Genomic DNA, 14,872 nt, shown 5'->3' on the forward strand with positions numbered 1-14,872 from the left:
TCGCGGGCAAGCCCGCTCCCACAGTGGATTGCGATCTCCTGTGGGAGCGGGCTTGCCCGCGAAGAGGCCCGTCCAGACGATGTAGACTCCACCCCATGACCACTCCAACCCCCTGCTACCACTGCGCCCTGCCCGTCCCGACCGGCAGCCGCTTCACCGCTGCGGTCCTGGGTGAAACCCGCGAGTTCTGCTGCCCGGGTTGCCAGGCAGTGGCCGAAGCTATCGTGGCGGGCGGGTTGGAAAGCTATTACCAGCATCGCAGCGAGTCATCAGCCAACCCCGAAGCCTTGCCAGTGCAGTTGGTGGACGAACTGGCGCTGTACGACCGCGCCGACGTGCAAGCACCATTCGTGCGTCACGACGGTGACCTCGCCGAAGCCACCCTGTTGATGGAAGGCATCAGTTGCGCTGCGTGCGGCTGGTTGATCGAGAAACACCTGCGCGGCTTGCCGGCGGTGGCCGAAGCACGCCTCAACCTGTCCAATCATCGCTTGCACGTACGCTGGGCCGACGCACAATTGCCTTTGAGTCAGGTCCTCAGTGAATTGCGCCATATCGGTTACGCCGCCCACCCATACCAGGCCGATCGAGCCAGCGAACAACTGGCCAGTGAAAACCGTCTGGCCTTGCGTCAACTGGGTGTCGCCGGGTTGCTGTGGTTCCAGGCGATGATGGCGACCATGGCCACCTGGCCGGAATTCAACATCGACCTCAGCCCCGAAATGCACACCATTCTGCGCTGGGTCGCACTGTTTCTGACCACACCGATTGTGTTCTACAGTTGCGCACCGTTTTTCAAAGGCGCAATGCGCGACCTGCGCACCCGCCACCTGACCATGGACGTTTCGGTCTCACTGGCGATTGGCAGCGCCTACCTCGCCGGCATCTGGACCTCGATCAGCGGCGTCGGTGAGCTGTATTTCGATGCGGTCGGAATGTTTGCGCTGTTCCTGCTCGCCGGCCGCTATCTGGAACGCCGAGCCCGGGAGCGCACCGCCGCCGCCACCGCACAACTGGTCAACCTGCTGCCCGCTTCATGCCTGCGCCTCAGTACTGATGGCCAGAGCGAGCGGATCCTGCTCAGCGAGTTACGTGTGGGCGATCAGGTACTGGTTCACCCTGGTGCGATTCTTCCTGCCGACGGCAAGATTCTCGATGGCCAGTCGAGCATCGACGAGTCGCTGCTGACGGGTGAATACCTGCCGCAACCGCGAACGCCAGGCGATGCAGTGACAGCCGGCACGCTGAACGTTGAAGGCGCGTTGACGGTGCAAGTGTTGGCGCTGGGCCAGGACACTCGACTGTCCGCCATTGTCCGCTTGCTGGATCGTGCGCAAGCCGAAAAGCCGCGCCTGGCGGAAATCGCCGACCGCGCCGCGCAGTGGTTTTTGCTGTTGTCGCTGATTGCCGCGGCTGCCATTGGCCTGTTGTGGTGGGAACTCGATTCATCGCGAGCCTTCTGGATTGTGCTGGCCATGCTCGTCGCCACCTGCCCGTGCGCCTTGTCCCTCGCGACGCCAACCGCGCTGACCGCCGCCACCGGCACGCTGCACAAACTCGGTCTGTTGCTGACGCGCGGTCATGTGCTGGAAGGCTTGAACCAGATCGACACGGTAATCTTCGACAAAACCGGCACCCTCACTGAAGGTCGTCTGGCGTTGCGTTCAATCCGCCCCCTTGCCGCACTCGACAGTGACCACTGCGTGAGCCTCGCTGCCGCACTGGAAAACCGCTCCGAACACCCGATAGCTCGGGCCTTTGGTCGCGCGCCACTGGCCGCCGAAGAAGTCCACAGCACGCCGGGGTTGGGTCTTGAAGGCCTGGTGGGCGCCCAGCGATTGCGCATTGGCCAGCCAGGTTTTGTCTGCGAACTCAGCTGCGCTGCCGTGCCCTTGATGCCCGATGAAGCCGGCCAATGGTTGCTGCTCGGCGACAGTCAGGGGCCTCTGGCGTGGTTTGTCCTCGACGACCGTTTGCGCGCCGATGCCCCAGCGTTGCTGCAAGCCTGCAAGGCGCGGGGCTGGCGAACCTTGCTGCTGTCCGGCGACAGCTCGCCGATGGTCGCCAGTGTCGCTGCCGAGTTGGGCATCGACGAAGCCCATGGCGGTTTACGTCCGGACGATAAATTGCAGGTCCTGCAACAACTGCACAAGGAAGGCCGCAAGGTGTTGATGCTCGGTGACGGGGTCAACGACGTGCCGGTGCTGGCCGCGGCCGACATCAGCGTGGCAATGGGCTCGGCCACCGATCTGGCGAAAACCAGCGCCGATGCCGTGTTACTGTCCAACCGCCTCGACGCGCTGGTGCAAGCCTTCAGTTTGGCGCGGCGAACCCGCCGAATTATCATCGAGAACCTGCTGTGGGCCGGATTGTACAATGGCCTCATGTTGCCGTTCGCTGCCCTCGGCTGGATTACCCCGGTGTGGGCTGCCGTCGGCATGTCGATCAGTTCGTTGACCGTAGTGCTCAATGCCCTGCGCCTGACTCGCTTGCCGAGCACGCCAGCCATCAGCGCCACGCCAGAAACCCGCCCGCTGCCGGCCTGAGCCTGCGCGGGCATGGAGTCCACCCATGCCAGCTCTATACGTGATGATCCCAGCCGCATTGCTGCTCGTGGCCATCGCTGTCTACATCTTCTTCTGGGCGGTCGACAGCGGTCAGTACGACGACCTCGACGGCCCGGCCCACAGCATACTGTTTGACGACCAGGACCCGGCCCACAAAGCAGCGGTCGACGAAGCCAGCGGCCACCCGGCCAAGCCAGACGACAAGGCACCACCTCATGCTTGAATTGGCGCCACTGCTGGTGTCTGCGGTGATTCTCGGCTTGCTCGGGGGCGGCCATTGCCTGGGCATGTGCGGCGGCTTGATGGGCGCGCTGACCCTGGCAATTCCCAAGGAACAACGCAGCCGGCGCTTTCGGCTGCTGCTCGCCTACAACCTGGGACGAATCCTCAGCTATGCCACGGCCGGCCTGCTGATCGGCCTGGCGGGCTGGGCCGTGGCCAACAGCCCGGCGGCCATGTTTATGCGGGTCATCGCCGGTTTACTGCTGATCGCCATGGGCTTGTACCTCGCCGGCTGGTGGAGCGGCCTGACTCGCATCGAAAGCCTGGGCCGCGGCCTGTGGCGGCATATCCAGCCGGTTGCCAACACCTTGCTGCCTGTGTCGAGCCTGCCCCGCGCCTTGCTGCTGGGTGCGCTTTGGGGCTGGCTACCGTGCGGCTTGGTTTACAGCACGTTGTTGTGGTCGGCCAGCCAGGGCAATGCGCTGGACAGTGCGTTGTTGATGCTTGCCTTCGGACTGGGCACTTGGCCGGTGCTACTCGCCACGGGTCTTGCCGCTGAGCGCGTGACGGTGCTGTTGCGCAAACGCAGTGTGCGCATGGCGGGCGGGATGCTGGTGATGCTGTTCGGCCTCTGGACCTTGCCGGGGCCGCATCAGCATTGGCTGATGGGGCATTAGATCGGCGCTGAGGCTTTCAGCAACACGCAGATCTTGGCCTTGACACAAATCAACATGCCCCACCGCCTCGCCCCCTAGACTCGCAGTCACTGCCAGCCTATCCGGGGGAATGCCCGCATGATGCTCGACGCCATTCGTTGGGACACCGATCTGATCCGCCGTTATGACCTGGCGGGACCGCGTTACACCTCATACCCGACTGCAATGCAATTCAACAGTCAGGTCGGCTCGTTCGACCTGCTCCAAGCGCTGCGCGACAGCCGCAAGGCCATACGCCCGTTGTCGCTGTACGTGCACGTGCCGTTTTGCGCGAATATTTGCTACTACTGCGCCTGCAACAAAGTCATCACCAAAGACCGTGGCCGGGCCCTGCCCTACTTGCAGCGCCTTGAGCAGGAAATCCAGTTGATCGCCAGTCACCTCGACCCGGCGCAAAAGGTTGAGCAACTGCACTTTGGCGGCGGCACCCCGACTTTTCTCAACCACGATGAACTGCGCCAGTTGATGGCCCGGTTACGCAAAAGCTTCAATTTGCTGGATGACGATTCCGGCGACTACGGCATCGAAATCGACCCTCGTGAAGCCGACTGGTCGACCATGGGTTTACTGCGCGAATTGGGCTTCAACCGCGTCAGCATTGGCCTGCAAGACCTCGACCCGGCCGTGCAACGGGCGGTCAATCGCCTGCAAAGCCTGGAAGAAACCCGCGCAGTGATCGACGCTGCCCGGACCCTGCAATTTCGTTCGATCAACATCGATCTGATCTATGGCTTGCCCAGGCAGACGCCCGAAAACTTCGCCCGCACAGTCGATGAAGTCATTAACCTGCAACCGGATCGGCTCTCAGTATTCAATTACGCGCACTTGCCGGAACGCTTCATGCCGCAGCGGCGCATCAACAGCGATGAGTTGCCTACGCCGGCGCAGAAGCTGGAAATACTCCAAAACACCATCAAACAATTGACCGCAGCCGGTTACCGCTACATCGGCATGGACCACTTTGCCCTGCCCGACGACGAACTGGCGATTGCTCAGGAAGAATCGACCCTGCAACGCAACTTTCAGGGCTACACCACCCACGGGCATTGCGATCTGATCGGTTTGGGGGTGTCAGCCATCAGCCAGATCGGTGATCTGTACTGCCAGAACACTAGCGACCTGGCTCAATACCAGAACACCCTGGCCGCCGCTCAACTGGCTACCAGCCGTGGCTTGGTATGTAACGCCGATGACCGGTTGCGGCGGGCAGTGATACAGCAGCTAATCTGCAATTGCAGCCTGGAATTCGTCGAGTTCGAAGAGGTCTTCAACATCGACTTTCGCGGCTACTTCGGCCAACTATGGCCGCAGCTTCAGACCATGGCCGATGACGGTTTGATCACGCTCGACAACGAACGAATCACCGTCCTGCCGGCCGGTCGTTTGCTGGTGCGGTCGGTGTGCATGGTGTTTGATGCCTATCTGCAACCGCTCAACCACCAACGGTTTTCCCGGGTGATCTAGCTTTGCCCAGCACCGCCAAAGATCACCCTATATCGTGTCGTGACAATATCTGCACAAACTGGCCGGAACGCCCTCCTGTGGGTTACCCTTACGTCTTATGTGTGTTTTCCCACAAGGATTGAAGAAATGTCCGAGCCAGTCAAACTGCGTGCTCATAACCAGGCCCACTGCAAGGATTGCAGCCTCGCCCCCCTGTGTTTACCGCTGTCTCTGAACCTGGAAGACATGGATGCGCTGGACGACATCGTCAAGCGTGGCCGCCCGCTGAAAAAAGGCGAGTTCCTGTATCGTCAGGGCGACACCTTCGATTGCGTCTACGCCGTACGTTCCGGCGCCCTCAAGACGTTTAGTCTGAGCGACAGCGGTGAAGAGCAACTCACCGGCTTCCACCTGCCAAGTGAACTGGTCGGCCTGTCGGGCATGGACACCGAAAAGCATCCCGTGTCGGCGCAAGCGCTGGAAACGACCTCGGTGTGCGAAATCCCTTTCGACCACCTCGACGAGCTGGCCCTGCAACTGCCGCAACTGCGCCGCCAGTTGATGCGCGTCATGAGCCGCGAGATTCGTGAAGATCAACAAATGATGTTGCTGCTGTCGAAAAAAACCGCCGACGAGCGCATCGCCACGTTCCTGGTCAACCTGTCGGCACGTTTTCGCGCCCGCGGCTTCTCGGCCAACCAGTTCCGCCTGAGCATGTCGCGCAATGAAATCGGTAACTACCTGGGGCTGGCGGTCGAAACCGTGTCCCGGGTCTTCACCCGTTTCCAGCAAAACGAGCTGATCGCTGCCGAAGGCAAGGAAATCCATATCCTTGACCCGATCCAACTCTGCGCGTTGGCCGGCGGCTCTGTCGAAGGCTGATTACAACCCTTGCGGCTGAGCGAAACGGTTCAGCCGCCGTTATACTGCGACGTTTGCAGCCTGCCAGGATTTTTCGACTATGGCCTTCGACTCCTTCGACATCAAATCCCTGATCCGCCCCGTGATCGACTTCCCCAAGCCAGGCGTGATCTTTCGTGACATCACCCCTTTATTTCAATCGCCCAAGGCTCTTCGCCTGGTGATGGACAGCTTTGCCCATCGCTATGTCGAAGCCGATTTCACCCACATCGGGGCGATGGATGCGCGTGGCTTCCTGATCGGCTCAGTGCTGGCGTATCAACTGAACAAGCCGCTGGTGCTGTTCCGCAAACAAGGCAAACTGCCCGCCGACGTGCTGGCCGAGGGTTACGCGACCGAGTACGGCGAAGCGTTCCTCGAAGTGCATGCCGATAGCCTGTGCGAGGGCGATTCGGTGGTGATGTTCGATGACCTGATCGCCACTGGCGGCACGCTCATTGCGGCGGCGAACCTGATTCGACGCATGGGTGCGCGGGTTCATGAAGCGGCGGCGATTATTGACCTGCCGGAGCTGGGTGGGTCGCAGCGTCTGGAAGACATGGGCATCCCGACGTTCTGCCTGACACAGTTTGCGTTGTCCGATAAGTAAGGCTGCGCCTGTACTGACTCCATCGCGAGCAGGCTCGCTCTCACACTGGATTTGTGTCGTTCACATAACCCCTGTGGGAGCGAGCCTGCTCGCGATGGCGTAATCAGCAACACAGCAAATCTCAAAGCCCCATCTGCTTACTGATGATCTCGTTCATTACTTCCCGCGTCCCGCCACCAATCGACAGAATCCGGTTATCCCGGTACAGCCGCTCCACCAGGCTATCGCGCATATAGCCCAAGCCCCCCAAGATCTGCACCGCATCATTAACGATCCGGTCCGCCGTGTCGGTGGCAAAGTTCTTGGCCATCGAAATTTCCTTGATCACACTCTGCCCCGCCGCCATCTTCGCCGCCTGGCGATAGGTAAACTCTCGGGACACTTCCAGTGCAGTCGCCATCTCGGCAAGGCGGTGTTTGAGCACCTGGAACTTGCCAATGGGTTTACCGAAGGCTTCACGCTGACGCGCCCATTTCAGGCTCTCCTCCAGCGCAAGCTGCGCGGTCATGTTGGCCATCAGCGCCAGCGCCAGACGCTCACTCTGAAAGTTACCCATGATGCAGGCGAAGCCCATGTTTTCTGCGCCGATCAGATTGCCGACTGGCACCCGGCAATCGTCAAAAAACAATTCGGCTGTGTCCGACGCCCACCAGCCCATTTTCTTCAACTGACGGCCAACGGTGAAACCGGGCGTGCCCTTCTCGATCAACAACAGGCTGATGCCGCCAAAACCCGGCTCGCCGGTGCGCACCGCGACGGTGTAGAAATCGGCACGAACGCCGCTGGTGATAAAAGTTTTGCTACCACTGACCCGGTAAAAGTCGCCATCACGCACGGCACGGGTGTGCAGGTTGGCGACGTCGGACCCGCCACTGGGTTCGGTGACGGCCAGGGCGCTGATCTTCTCGCCGGCCAGCACTTGAGGCACGACGCGATCACGGACTTCAGGCCTGGCCCACTTGAGGATCGGTGGCAAGCCGATGTCCAGCGAACCGAGACCGGCCACCAGTCCACCAGACCCACAGCGCATCAGCTCTTCGCTGGCGGCGACCTTGGCGAACAGATCACCTTCGTGACTGCCACCCAGCGCCTCGGGGTACCCAATGCCCAGAATCCCGGCAGCACCGGCCTTGAGGTAGAGCTCACGGGGAAAGCGTTCAGCTTCCTCCCACTGATCAATGTCCGGAAGAATCTCCCGTTCGACGAAACGTCTGACGCTGTCACGGACCAATTGGTGGCTGGGATCGAAGTATTCCTGAAAGGCAGGCATCGGCGAACTCCACTGAAGGTTCAGCGACGTTAACCGAGCGCTTGCTTGGTTTTCAACAGGAATGTGTAAATCAGGGGAACCGAGGTGTCCGCATCGCGAGCAGGCTCGCTCCCACAGGGGACTTGTGAACGCCACAAATTCAATATGGGAGCGAGCCTGCTCGCGATGGCGTCAGTTCAGCCACTACAAAGCGATCGGCTTACGCCCGGCAAACGAATGCGCCAACGTCCCGCCATCCACCAACTCCAACTCGCCACCCAACGGCACGCCATGGGCGATACGCGAGGCTATCAGGCCTTTATTGCTGAGCAATTGTGCGATGTAGTGCGCCGTCGCTTCACCTTCGACCGTCGGGTTGGTCGCCAGGATGACTTCCGTAAAGCTCCCGGCCTCTTCGATCCGCGCCATCAACTGCGGGATACCAATCGCCTCAGGCCCGAGGCCGTCGAGCGGGGACAAATGCCCCTTGAGCACAAAGTAGCGACCACGAAACCCGGTCTGCTCCACCGCATAGACATCCATCGGTCCTTCCACCACACACAACAAGGTGTCGTCGCGACGGGTATCCCCGCACTGCGGGCAAAGGTCGTCTTCGGTCAACGTGCGGCACAACCGGCAGTGGCCGACCCCTTCCATGGCCTGGCTCAAGGCCGACGCCAGTCGCAAACCACCGCTGCGATCACGTTCAAGCAGTTGCAGCGCCATGCGCTGGGCGGTTTTCTGACCCACACCCGGCAAAATTCGCAGGGCATCGATCAGTTGGCGAATCAAAGGGCTGAAGCTCATGGGGAAACGTCCGACAAAACAACGAGACGCGGTTTATACCCGCGCCTCTCTTTAGCGTCAAATACTCAGTCTTGCGCGACCCGCACCACCAGTTTGCCGAAATTGCGCCCTTCCAGCAGGCCGATGAACGCTTCGGGCGCCTGCTCCAGGCCATCGACCACGTCTTCGCGGAATTTCACCTTGCCATCACGGACCCACGGCGCCATGGCACTGATGAATTCCGGCTGACGATCGCCGTAGTCGTCGAACACGATGAAGCCCTGAATCCGCACACGCTTGGTCAAGATTGTCCGTTGCAATTGCGGCAGGCGATCCGGGCCCGTCGGTGCTTCGTGGGCGTTGTAGGAAGCGATCAGACCGCACAGCGGAATTCGCGCCTTGGCATTGAGCAGCGGCACTACCGCGTCGAACACGTTGCCGCCGACGTTCTCATAGTAAATGTCGATCCCGTTGGGGCAGGCCTGCGCCAACTCATCGGCAAAGTTCGGGCTCTTGTGGTCGACGCAGGCATCAAAGCCTAATTCGTCGACGACATAACGGCATTTTTCCGCACCACCGGCCACTCCGACCACGCGCAGTCCCTTGATCTTCGCCACCTGGCCGACCACAGAACCCACCGCGCCGGACGCCGCCGCGACCACCAGGGTTTCGCCGGCCTTCGGCTGGCCGATGTCCATCAAGCCCATATAGGCCGTCATGCCCGGCATGCCCAGCACACCCAAGGCCATCGACGGGCTCGGCAGCCCGGACGGCACCGGGATGATGTTGCGACCGTCGCTGATGCTGTGGGTTTGCCAGCCGGTAACACCCACCACCACATCACCTTCCTGGAATTTTGGATTAGATGAACGCTCGACCCGGCTGACAGCCCCACCGGTCATGACCTCGCCGATTTCGACGGGGGCGGCGTAGGACGGCGCATCACTCATGCGACCGCGCATGTATGGGTCCAGTGACAGGTAGAGGGTCTTGAGCAGTATCTGGCCGTCAGCGAGGTCAGGCAGTGCTTCCCTTTCCAGGCGGAAATTCTCCGGCGTCGGCGCGCCTATCGGGCGGGACGCCAGGACGATACATTGGTTGAGGGTCAATGCTTGTGGCATGTGAGCGTCTCCTTTTTATCGAGAATCGGGCGGTATAGGGGAGCAGACCGTTGTGGCGGTGTCGGGTTCGATGTTTCGTCAGTTGTGCCGAGGGGACCTCATCGCTGGCAAGCCAGGCTCCTACGGGATAGAGGTGATCCCTGTAGGAGCCTGGCTTGCCAGCGATGGCGACCTCAAGGCATACACTTGTAACAGGCAAACACAAAAATGCCAGGCGCAATGCCTGGCATTTTTTTGTAGCTCATCCGACGCGCTTTAGCGAATCAGAATGGCAGTTTCATGCCCGGCGGCAGTTGCATGCCAGCGGTCATGCCGGACATTTTGTCCTGGCTGTTGGCTTCGATCTTGCGCACGGCATCGTTGACGGCGGCGGCGACGACGGCTTCCAGCATCTCTTTGTCGTCTTCGCTCAGGCCTTCAACCAGGCTCGGGTCAATGGTCACGCTCTTGACGTCGTGACGACCGGTCATCACCACGGTGACCATATCGCCACCCGCTTTACCGATGACTTCGGCGTTGGCCAGCTCTTCCTGCATCTTGGCCATTTTTTCCTGCATCTGCTGTGCCTGCTTCATCAGGCCGGCCATGCCACCTTTCATCATGGGAATCACCTCAAAAGTACTTGGATTAAACAGCGTCCGGCCCTTTTGACCGAACGCCTTCAGTTATTAGCCCTGACTGACCAGAGCGTCGACAGGTTCAATAGTATCGTTACGGATCACCGCACCGAACTGTTGCATCATTTGCTGGATGAACGGATCGCCGTGGATCGACTCCTCGGCCTCGCGCTGACGGTTGGCACGGCGCCGGGACGCGGCCTGAGCCGGGGTTTCCTGTTCAGGCTTGATCAGCTCCATGCTCAGGGTCAGCGTGCGCCCGTGAAACTGGTTCAGCGCATCGTTGAGACGCCGTTGCTGGGTCGCGTTGAACAAGGCGCTGTGGGCCGGGTCCAGATGCATCAGCCAGTGATCGCCCTCGACGGCAATCAGCGTGCAGTTGGCGGCGATGCTGCCCGTCATGCCGGAGATCGGCAGTTTCGGGAACAACTCCAGCCATTGCAACGCCAGACCGGTGGCCGGCATCGCAGCCGGTTCCGGCTCGGGTTCCGGCGCGGGGTCGGCGGCATGTTCGCTGGCCAGTTCATCGAGGTAACTGTAGGCCGAATCCATGTCCGGCTCGATGTAGTCCTCATCCAGCGGCGGTTCGTCGTCCTGGTCCATGCCCGGCGTGGCGGCATCGACTTCGGCAACGGACGGTTCCGGGATCGGCGCTGCGGCCCATTCCGGCGCGTCCGGGACCGCACTGTCCGGCGTTGGCAACGGCATTGGCGGCAACTCGGGCTGCTCGCCAGTGGTTTCCAGTACCGGCTCGACGGCGGGTTGCTGCACGACTTCGGGAATGACCGGGTCGTTCCACGGCAGGTCGACGACTTCCTCGACCGCCACGGGCTCAACCACAGGTTCAGGCACGACAACGGGTGCAACCGGTTCAGGTTCCGGCGCGGGAACCGGAACCTGAACTGGAACTGGAACTGGAACTGGAGCAACTGGAACAGGCGCAACTGCCGTAGCGACCGCCGGCGCAACAACCGGCGCGGCAGCCACTGAGTTTGCGGAATCAACTGTGGCCTGGCTGATCCCCACTGGCTTTAGCGGTTGCCTCGGGGCGTCCGCGGTGTCTGCCGGGCGGAAGGCGAGCATCCGCAGCAGCACCATTTCAAAACCACCACGCGGGTCCGGTGCCAGCGGTAAATCACGACGGCCGATCAGGCCCATCTGGTAATAAAACTGCACATCTTCGGCCGGCAACGCGTGGGCCAGCGCCAGCACCCGGTCACGGTCGCCCTGACCGTTGTCGACGCCTTCAGGCAAGGCCTGGGCGATGGCCACACGGTGCAGCACGTTGAGAATTTCCGAGAGCACGCCGTTCCAGTCCGGGCCTTGCTCGGCCAGATGACGGACACCTTCGAGCAACGCCTTGGCGTCACCTTCGATCAATGCATGCAGAACGTCGTAGACCTGACCGTGATCCAGCGTACCGAGCATCGCCCGCACGTCGGCGGCCATGACCTTGCCTTCACCGAAGGCGATGGCCTGGTCGGTGAGGCTCATGGCGTCGCGCATCGAGCCATCGGCGGCACGGCCCAGCAGCCACAAAGCGTCGTCTTCGAACGGAACGTTCTCGACCCCCAGCACGTGGGTCAAATGCTCGACCACACGTTCCGGCGTCATGTTCTTCAGGGAGAATTGCAGGCACCGCGACAGAATGGTTGCAGGAAGTTTCTGCGGGTCGGTCGTCGCCAGGATGAACTTGACGTAAGGTGGCGGCTCTTCGAGGGTTTTCAACAGCGCATTAAAGGAATGACTGGAGAGCATGTGCACTTCGTCGATCAGGTAGACCTTGAAGCGCCCGCGGCTCGGGGCGTACTGCACGTTGTCGAGCAGCTCGCGGGTGTCCTCGACCTTGGTCCGGCTCGCGGCGTCGATCTCGATCAGGTCGACAAAGCGCCCCTCATCGATTTCGCGGCACACCGAGCACTCGCCGCAGGGCGTCGACGTGATACCTGTTTCGCAGTTCAGGCATTTGGCGATGATGCGCGCGATGGTAGTCTTTCCGACCCCGCGCGTACCGGTAAACAGGTAGGCGTGGTGCAACCGCTGGCTGTCCAAGGCATTGATCAGAGCCTTGAGCACATGGGTCTGGCCGACCATTTCGCGGAACGAGCGCGGACGCCATTTACGTGCAAGAACCTGATAACTCATCGAAAACCGTCGCAACGAAGGAACAGAAGCGGCTAATGCTAGCGGAGCAAGGCCAAAATTGCATCCGGTGTGCTCGTCTAATCTGGCTAAGCTGCACTTTGGGGGCTTTAATCGGCTCGGGTTTCAGAGGTACCGGAGCGTTTATGCGTTGTGCCTTGGGGGCATTGCTGTGGATAAGCCTGAACGTCGACGCTGCTGAAGCGCCGTTGCGTTTTGTGGTGCCCGACAGCTGGGCAATGCCAATGGTGCAATTGGATCACGGCCGTCTGACCCAGGGCATCCTGTATGACGTGATGCTGAGCCTCGCCACCCAGGTCGGTGTGCCAGCCGAATTTCATGTAATACCCCGGGCGCGAGTACAAAACGCTATGGAACACGGCGAGGTCGATGTGCGTTGCTATGCCGCACAGTCCTGGCTACCCAATCAGTCTGGCGACTACATCTGGAGCATTCCGCTGTGGCACCAGCACGACGTGCTGATCGGCCCGCCAGAATCGCCAGACGCGGTAACACCCGCCAATTTGCCTCGGCAACCGGTCGGCACGGTACTCGGCTATAGCTACCCGACGCTGCAACCCTTGTTCGATACCGACCGTCTGCACCGCGAAGATGCACGCAATCAGGAACAAGTGCTGGAAAAACTCCACGCCGGCCGCTATCGCTTTGCCGTAAGCAATCAATGGACACTGGACTGGTTCAATCAGCGCCTGCTACCTGACCGGCAATTGAAACCGGTGGCCGTGCTGCAAGAGCAGAATGTTGGCTGTTATGTGCGCAACGACCCCAAGGTGCCGGTGCAGCGCATTCTGCGCACGTTGTTGCGGATGAAAATGTCGGGGGAGATTGATGACATTATTCGCCTGTATATCGGCAATGAGTCATCCAGCGTGGCGGTGAGTAAGCCTTAGTAACGTTCGTTCTGAAAAGCGGAAACGACGAAACGCCGCCCTGGAGATAATCCATGGCAGAACGATAAAAAATATTTTCAGAAAGATCACGCGAAAGAGGATTCGCGGTGCGTTATGGAGGCAACCCCACCAGCCACACCCCGGCACACAATGTTCCCGCTGTGGCTGCTTCCTTCCGGATCTGACCAGGTTCACGGGTAATCGTTGCGGGGGGACCGATGGGGTCACCATAACGACGCTCACCTGACGGCGAGCCGCGCCATTGTACCTATCTGAGACGAAGTTACAACCGTTGGCGCGGATTAAAAAAAATGAGCGGCTTCAAGGACATGCAAAGTCTTCGGAACAACCCGGCCTACAGGTCTTGCAACACCTCATCCGCCCTGCCGCCCTCTCGCTGGATCACCAGGTGAATGAAGTGCAACTTGGCAATCACGGCTGGCGGCAGGACGAACGGATAGAAATCCGGCTGCCCCATGCTGCGTGACAGCTCATTGAGCATCCCGGCCAGTTCGATCCACGCCTTGACGAACGCCAGAAACGCCGCGCCGCCCGGATGCTGTGGATCGTAGAGCGTGCTCGACGGAAATGGCTGGTAATCGAAATCCATTTCCCGTGCACTCATGCCAAACCCGAGAGCGGTGTCAACCGCATCCATCATGTGCAGGTAATGTGCCCAGGTTTCCGCCCAGTCTTCCCACGGGTGCATGGTCGCGTAGGCGCTGACGCACTGCTGTTGCCAGTCGAGCGGTGCGCCTTGCTGGTAATGCCGCTCCAGCGCCTCTGCGTAGCTCGCGCGCTCATCACCGAACAATCCGCGAAACGGTTCCAGCCATTGGCTGTTGGCGATCAGCCGGTCCCAGTAGTAGTGCCCGACCTCATGCCGAAAATGCCCGAGCAACGTGCGATAGGGCTCGTGCATCTGCACCCGCACCTGCTCGCGGTGGGCGTCATCGGCTTCTTTGATGTCGAGGGTGATCAGGCCGTTGGCGTGTCCGGTGGTCGGCGACTTGCCTTCCAGATCGATACCGATGAAATCAAACGCCAGACCGGTTTCTTCGTCGAGGGTTTTGGGAATCACCTGCAAGCCCAAGCTGATCAGCTGCGCGACCAGACGCCGCTTGGCCGTTTCCACCTTGCACCAGCGGTCGTGGTTTTGCGCAATCGACAGGTCGGGGATGGTGTGATTCAGGCTACAGGCGATGCACAGCGCATCATGGTCATTGGCCGGTAGCAGCCAGTTGCACGCAGCCGGGGAATCAAGATTGGCGCAGCGGCGGAACACACCGGCTGGCGGGTCGGCATCGAGCAGCCAGGTATCAGCCTGCACACCCGGTTGCAGCGACGACAAGCGACTCTGTTCGGGCTGATAACCCAACACTGCCAGGCAGGCCAGGCATTGGCTATTACGAAAGAATAGCGACTGACCGCAACGGCACGGCCATACCTTGCTGTTGCGGGAGCTTTCAGCGATGAAGGGCGCGGCGATGCGCGAGCTGAGCTGTTCGAAAAAGCGGTACATGGCGATCTCTCCCTGGGGCTTGCCAAGACTAGATCATTCTCCGGTGAAGATCGTTCCCAGCTCTTG

13 protein-coding genes and 1 other RNA gene are annotated in these 14,872 nt (G+C 60.6%); 7 read left to right on the top strand and 7 right to left on the bottom strand.

The features are described from left to right. Positions 1 to 95 precede the first annotated feature (95 nt). From AC3ISI_RS19740 to AC3ISI_RS19765, 6 genes are all read left to right on the top strand, one after another. On the top strand, positions 96 to 2,546 hold the full coding sequence (locus tag AC3ISI_RS19740; RefSeq protein WP_489333424.1) for a heavy metal translocating P-type ATPase: 2,451 nt from the start codon (positions 96 to 98) through the stop codon (positions 2,544 to 2,546). Positions 2,547 to 2,571: 25 nt separating this feature from the next. Beyond that, positions 2,572 to 2,790, top strand: coding sequence for a cbb3-type cytochrome oxidase assembly protein CcoS (gene ccoS, locus AC3ISI_RS19745; protein ID WP_223511746.1), 219 nt, complete (start codon positions 2,572 to 2,574; stop codon positions 2,788 to 2,790). Next, positions 2,783 to 3,466 (top strand): sulfite exporter TauE/SafE family protein, encoded by a 684-nt coding sequence (locus AC3ISI_RS19750; RefSeq protein WP_489333425.1) that lies wholly within the window; start codon positions 2,783 to 2,785, stop codon positions 3,464 to 3,466. The genes ccoS and AC3ISI_RS19750 overlap by 8 nt, the downstream gene beginning before the upstream one ends. A 120-nt stretch (positions 3,467 to 3,586) precedes the next feature. Then, positions 3,587 to 4,969, top strand: coding sequence for an oxygen-independent coproporphyrinogen III oxidase (hemN, locus tag AC3ISI_RS19755; protein WP_489337757.1), 1,383 nt, complete (start codon positions 3,587 to 3,589; stop codon positions 4,967 to 4,969). 126 nt (positions 4,970 to 5,095) lie between these two features. Further along, complete coding sequence (fnr, locus tag AC3ISI_RS19760; RefSeq protein ID WP_489333426.1) at positions 5,096 to 5,830, top strand: fumarate/nitrate reduction transcriptional regulator Fnr; 735 nt, start codon at positions 5,096 to 5,098, stop codon at positions 5,828 to 5,830. 79 nt (positions 5,831 to 5,909) lie between these two features. Beyond that, positions 5,910 to 6,458 carry an adenine phosphoribosyltransferase gene (locus tag AC3ISI_RS19765; protein WP_489333427.1) on the top strand — a complete coding sequence of 183 codons (549 nt, stop codon included), beginning with the start codon at positions 5,910 to 5,912 and terminating at the stop codon, positions 6,456 to 6,458. 121 nt (positions 6,459 to 6,579) lie between these two features. Here AC3ISI_RS19765 and AC3ISI_RS19770 read toward each other — a convergent pair whose 3' ends face one another. From AC3ISI_RS19770 to dnaX, 5 genes are all read right to left on the bottom strand, one after another. Beyond that, the gene (locus AC3ISI_RS19770; protein ID WP_489333428.1) at positions 6,580 to 7,728 is read right to left on the bottom strand and encodes an acyl-CoA dehydrogenase family protein; all 1,149 of its coding nucleotides are present in this window, start codon (positions 7,726 to 7,728) and stop codon (positions 6,580 to 6,582) included. A 183-nt stretch (positions 7,729 to 7,911) separates the two neighbouring features. Next, positions 7,912 to 8,514, bottom strand: a complete 603-nt coding sequence (recR, locus tag AC3ISI_RS19775; RefSeq protein WP_489333429.1) for a recombination mediator RecR — start codon at positions 8,512 to 8,514, stop codon at positions 7,912 to 7,914. Positions 8,515 to 8,579: 65 nt separating this feature from the next. Beyond that, the gene (locus AC3ISI_RS19780) at positions 8,580 to 9,614 is read right to left on the bottom strand and encodes an NADP-dependent oxidoreductase (protein WP_489333430.1); all 1,035 of its coding nucleotides are present in this window, start codon (positions 9,612 to 9,614) and stop codon (positions 8,580 to 8,582) included. Between the two features lie 263 nt (positions 9,615 to 9,877). Next, on the bottom strand, positions 9,878 to 10,216 hold the full coding sequence (locus AC3ISI_RS19785) for a YbaB/EbfC family nucleoid-associated protein (protein ID WP_027921723.1): 339 nt from the start codon (positions 10,214 to 10,216) through the stop codon (positions 9,878 to 9,880). A 66-nt stretch (positions 10,217 to 10,282) separates the two neighbouring features. Continuing rightward, on the bottom strand, positions 10,283 to 12,376 hold the full coding sequence (gene dnaX / locus AC3ISI_RS19790) for a DNA polymerase III subunit gamma/tau (RefSeq protein WP_489333431.1): 2,094 nt from the start codon (positions 12,374 to 12,376) through the stop codon (positions 10,283 to 10,285). Between the two features lie 143 nt (positions 12,377 to 12,519). On the opposite strand from dnaX, the gene AC3ISI_RS19795 reads away from it, so the two are divergent. After that, complete coding sequence (locus AC3ISI_RS19795; protein ID WP_489333432.1) at positions 12,520 to 13,284, top strand: substrate-binding periplasmic protein; 765 nt, start codon at positions 12,520 to 12,522, stop codon at positions 13,282 to 13,284. A 124-nt stretch (positions 13,285 to 13,408) separates the two neighbouring features. Here AC3ISI_RS19795 and ffs read toward each other — a convergent pair. Together ffs and AC3ISI_RS19805 are read right to left on the bottom strand one after the other, a co-directional pair. Then, positions 13,409 to 13,505, bottom strand: an RNA gene (ffs, locus tag AC3ISI_RS19800) — signal recognition particle sRNA small type. A 134-nt stretch (positions 13,506 to 13,639) separates the two neighbouring features. After that, positions 13,640 to 14,806, bottom strand: coding sequence for a zinc-binding metallopeptidase family protein (locus tag AC3ISI_RS19805; RefSeq protein ID WP_489333433.1), 1,167 nt, complete (start codon positions 14,804 to 14,806; stop codon positions 13,640 to 13,642). Positions 14,807 to 14,872 lie beyond the last annotated feature (66 nt).

The organism is Pseudomonas sp. GL_139_B (genome assembly GCF_057834475.1).

Excerpts from the sequence above, each read along its gene's own strand:
- AC3ISI_RS19740 (WP_489333424.1), top strand. The coding sequence starts at position 96 with ATGACCACTCCAACCCCCTGCTACCACTGCGCCCTGCCCGTCCCGACC.
- ccoS (WP_223511746.1), top strand. The coding sequence starts at position 2,572 with ATGCCAGCTCTATACGTGATGATCCCAGCCGCATTGCTGCTCGTGGCC.
- AC3ISI_RS19750 (WP_489333425.1), top strand. The coding sequence starts at position 2,783 with ATGCTTGAATTGGCGCCACTGCTGGTGTCTGCGGTGATTCTCGGCTTG.
- hemN (WP_489337757.1), top strand. The coding sequence starts at position 3,587 with ATGCTCGACGCCATTCGTTGGGACACCGATCTGATCCGCCGTTATGAC.
- fnr (WP_489333426.1), top strand. The coding sequence starts at position 5,096 with ATGTCCGAGCCAGTCAAACTGCGTGCTCATAACCAGGCCCACTGCAAG.
- AC3ISI_RS19765 (WP_489333427.1), top strand. The coding sequence starts at position 5,910 with ATGGCCTTCGACTCCTTCGACATCAAATCCCTGATCCGCCCCGTGATC.
- AC3ISI_RS19770 (WP_489333428.1), bottom strand. The coding sequence starts at position 7,728 with ATGCCTGCCTTTCAGGAATACTTCGATCCCAGCCACCAATTGGTCCGT.
- recR (WP_489333429.1), bottom strand. The coding sequence starts at position 8,514 with ATGAGCTTCAGCCCTTTGATTCGCCAACTGATCGATGCCCTGCGAATT.
- AC3ISI_RS19780 (WP_489333430.1), bottom strand. The coding sequence starts at position 9,614 with ATGCCACAAGCATTGACCCTCAACCAATGTATCGTCCTGGCGTCCCGC.
- AC3ISI_RS19785 (WP_027921723.1), bottom strand. The coding sequence starts at position 10,216 with ATGATGAAAGGTGGCATGGCCGGCCTGATGAAGCAGGCACAGCAGATG.
- dnaX (WP_489333431.1), bottom strand. The coding sequence starts at position 12,376 with ATGAGTTATCAGGTTCTTGCACGTAAATGGCGTCCGCGCTCGTTCCGC.
- AC3ISI_RS19795 (WP_489333432.1), top strand. The coding sequence starts at position 12,520 with ATGCGTTGTGCCTTGGGGGCATTGCTGTGGATAAGCCTGAACGTCGAC.
- AC3ISI_RS19805 (WP_489333433.1), bottom strand. The coding sequence starts at position 14,806 with ATGTACCGCTTTTTCGAACAGCTCAGCTCGCGCATCGCCGCGCCCTTC.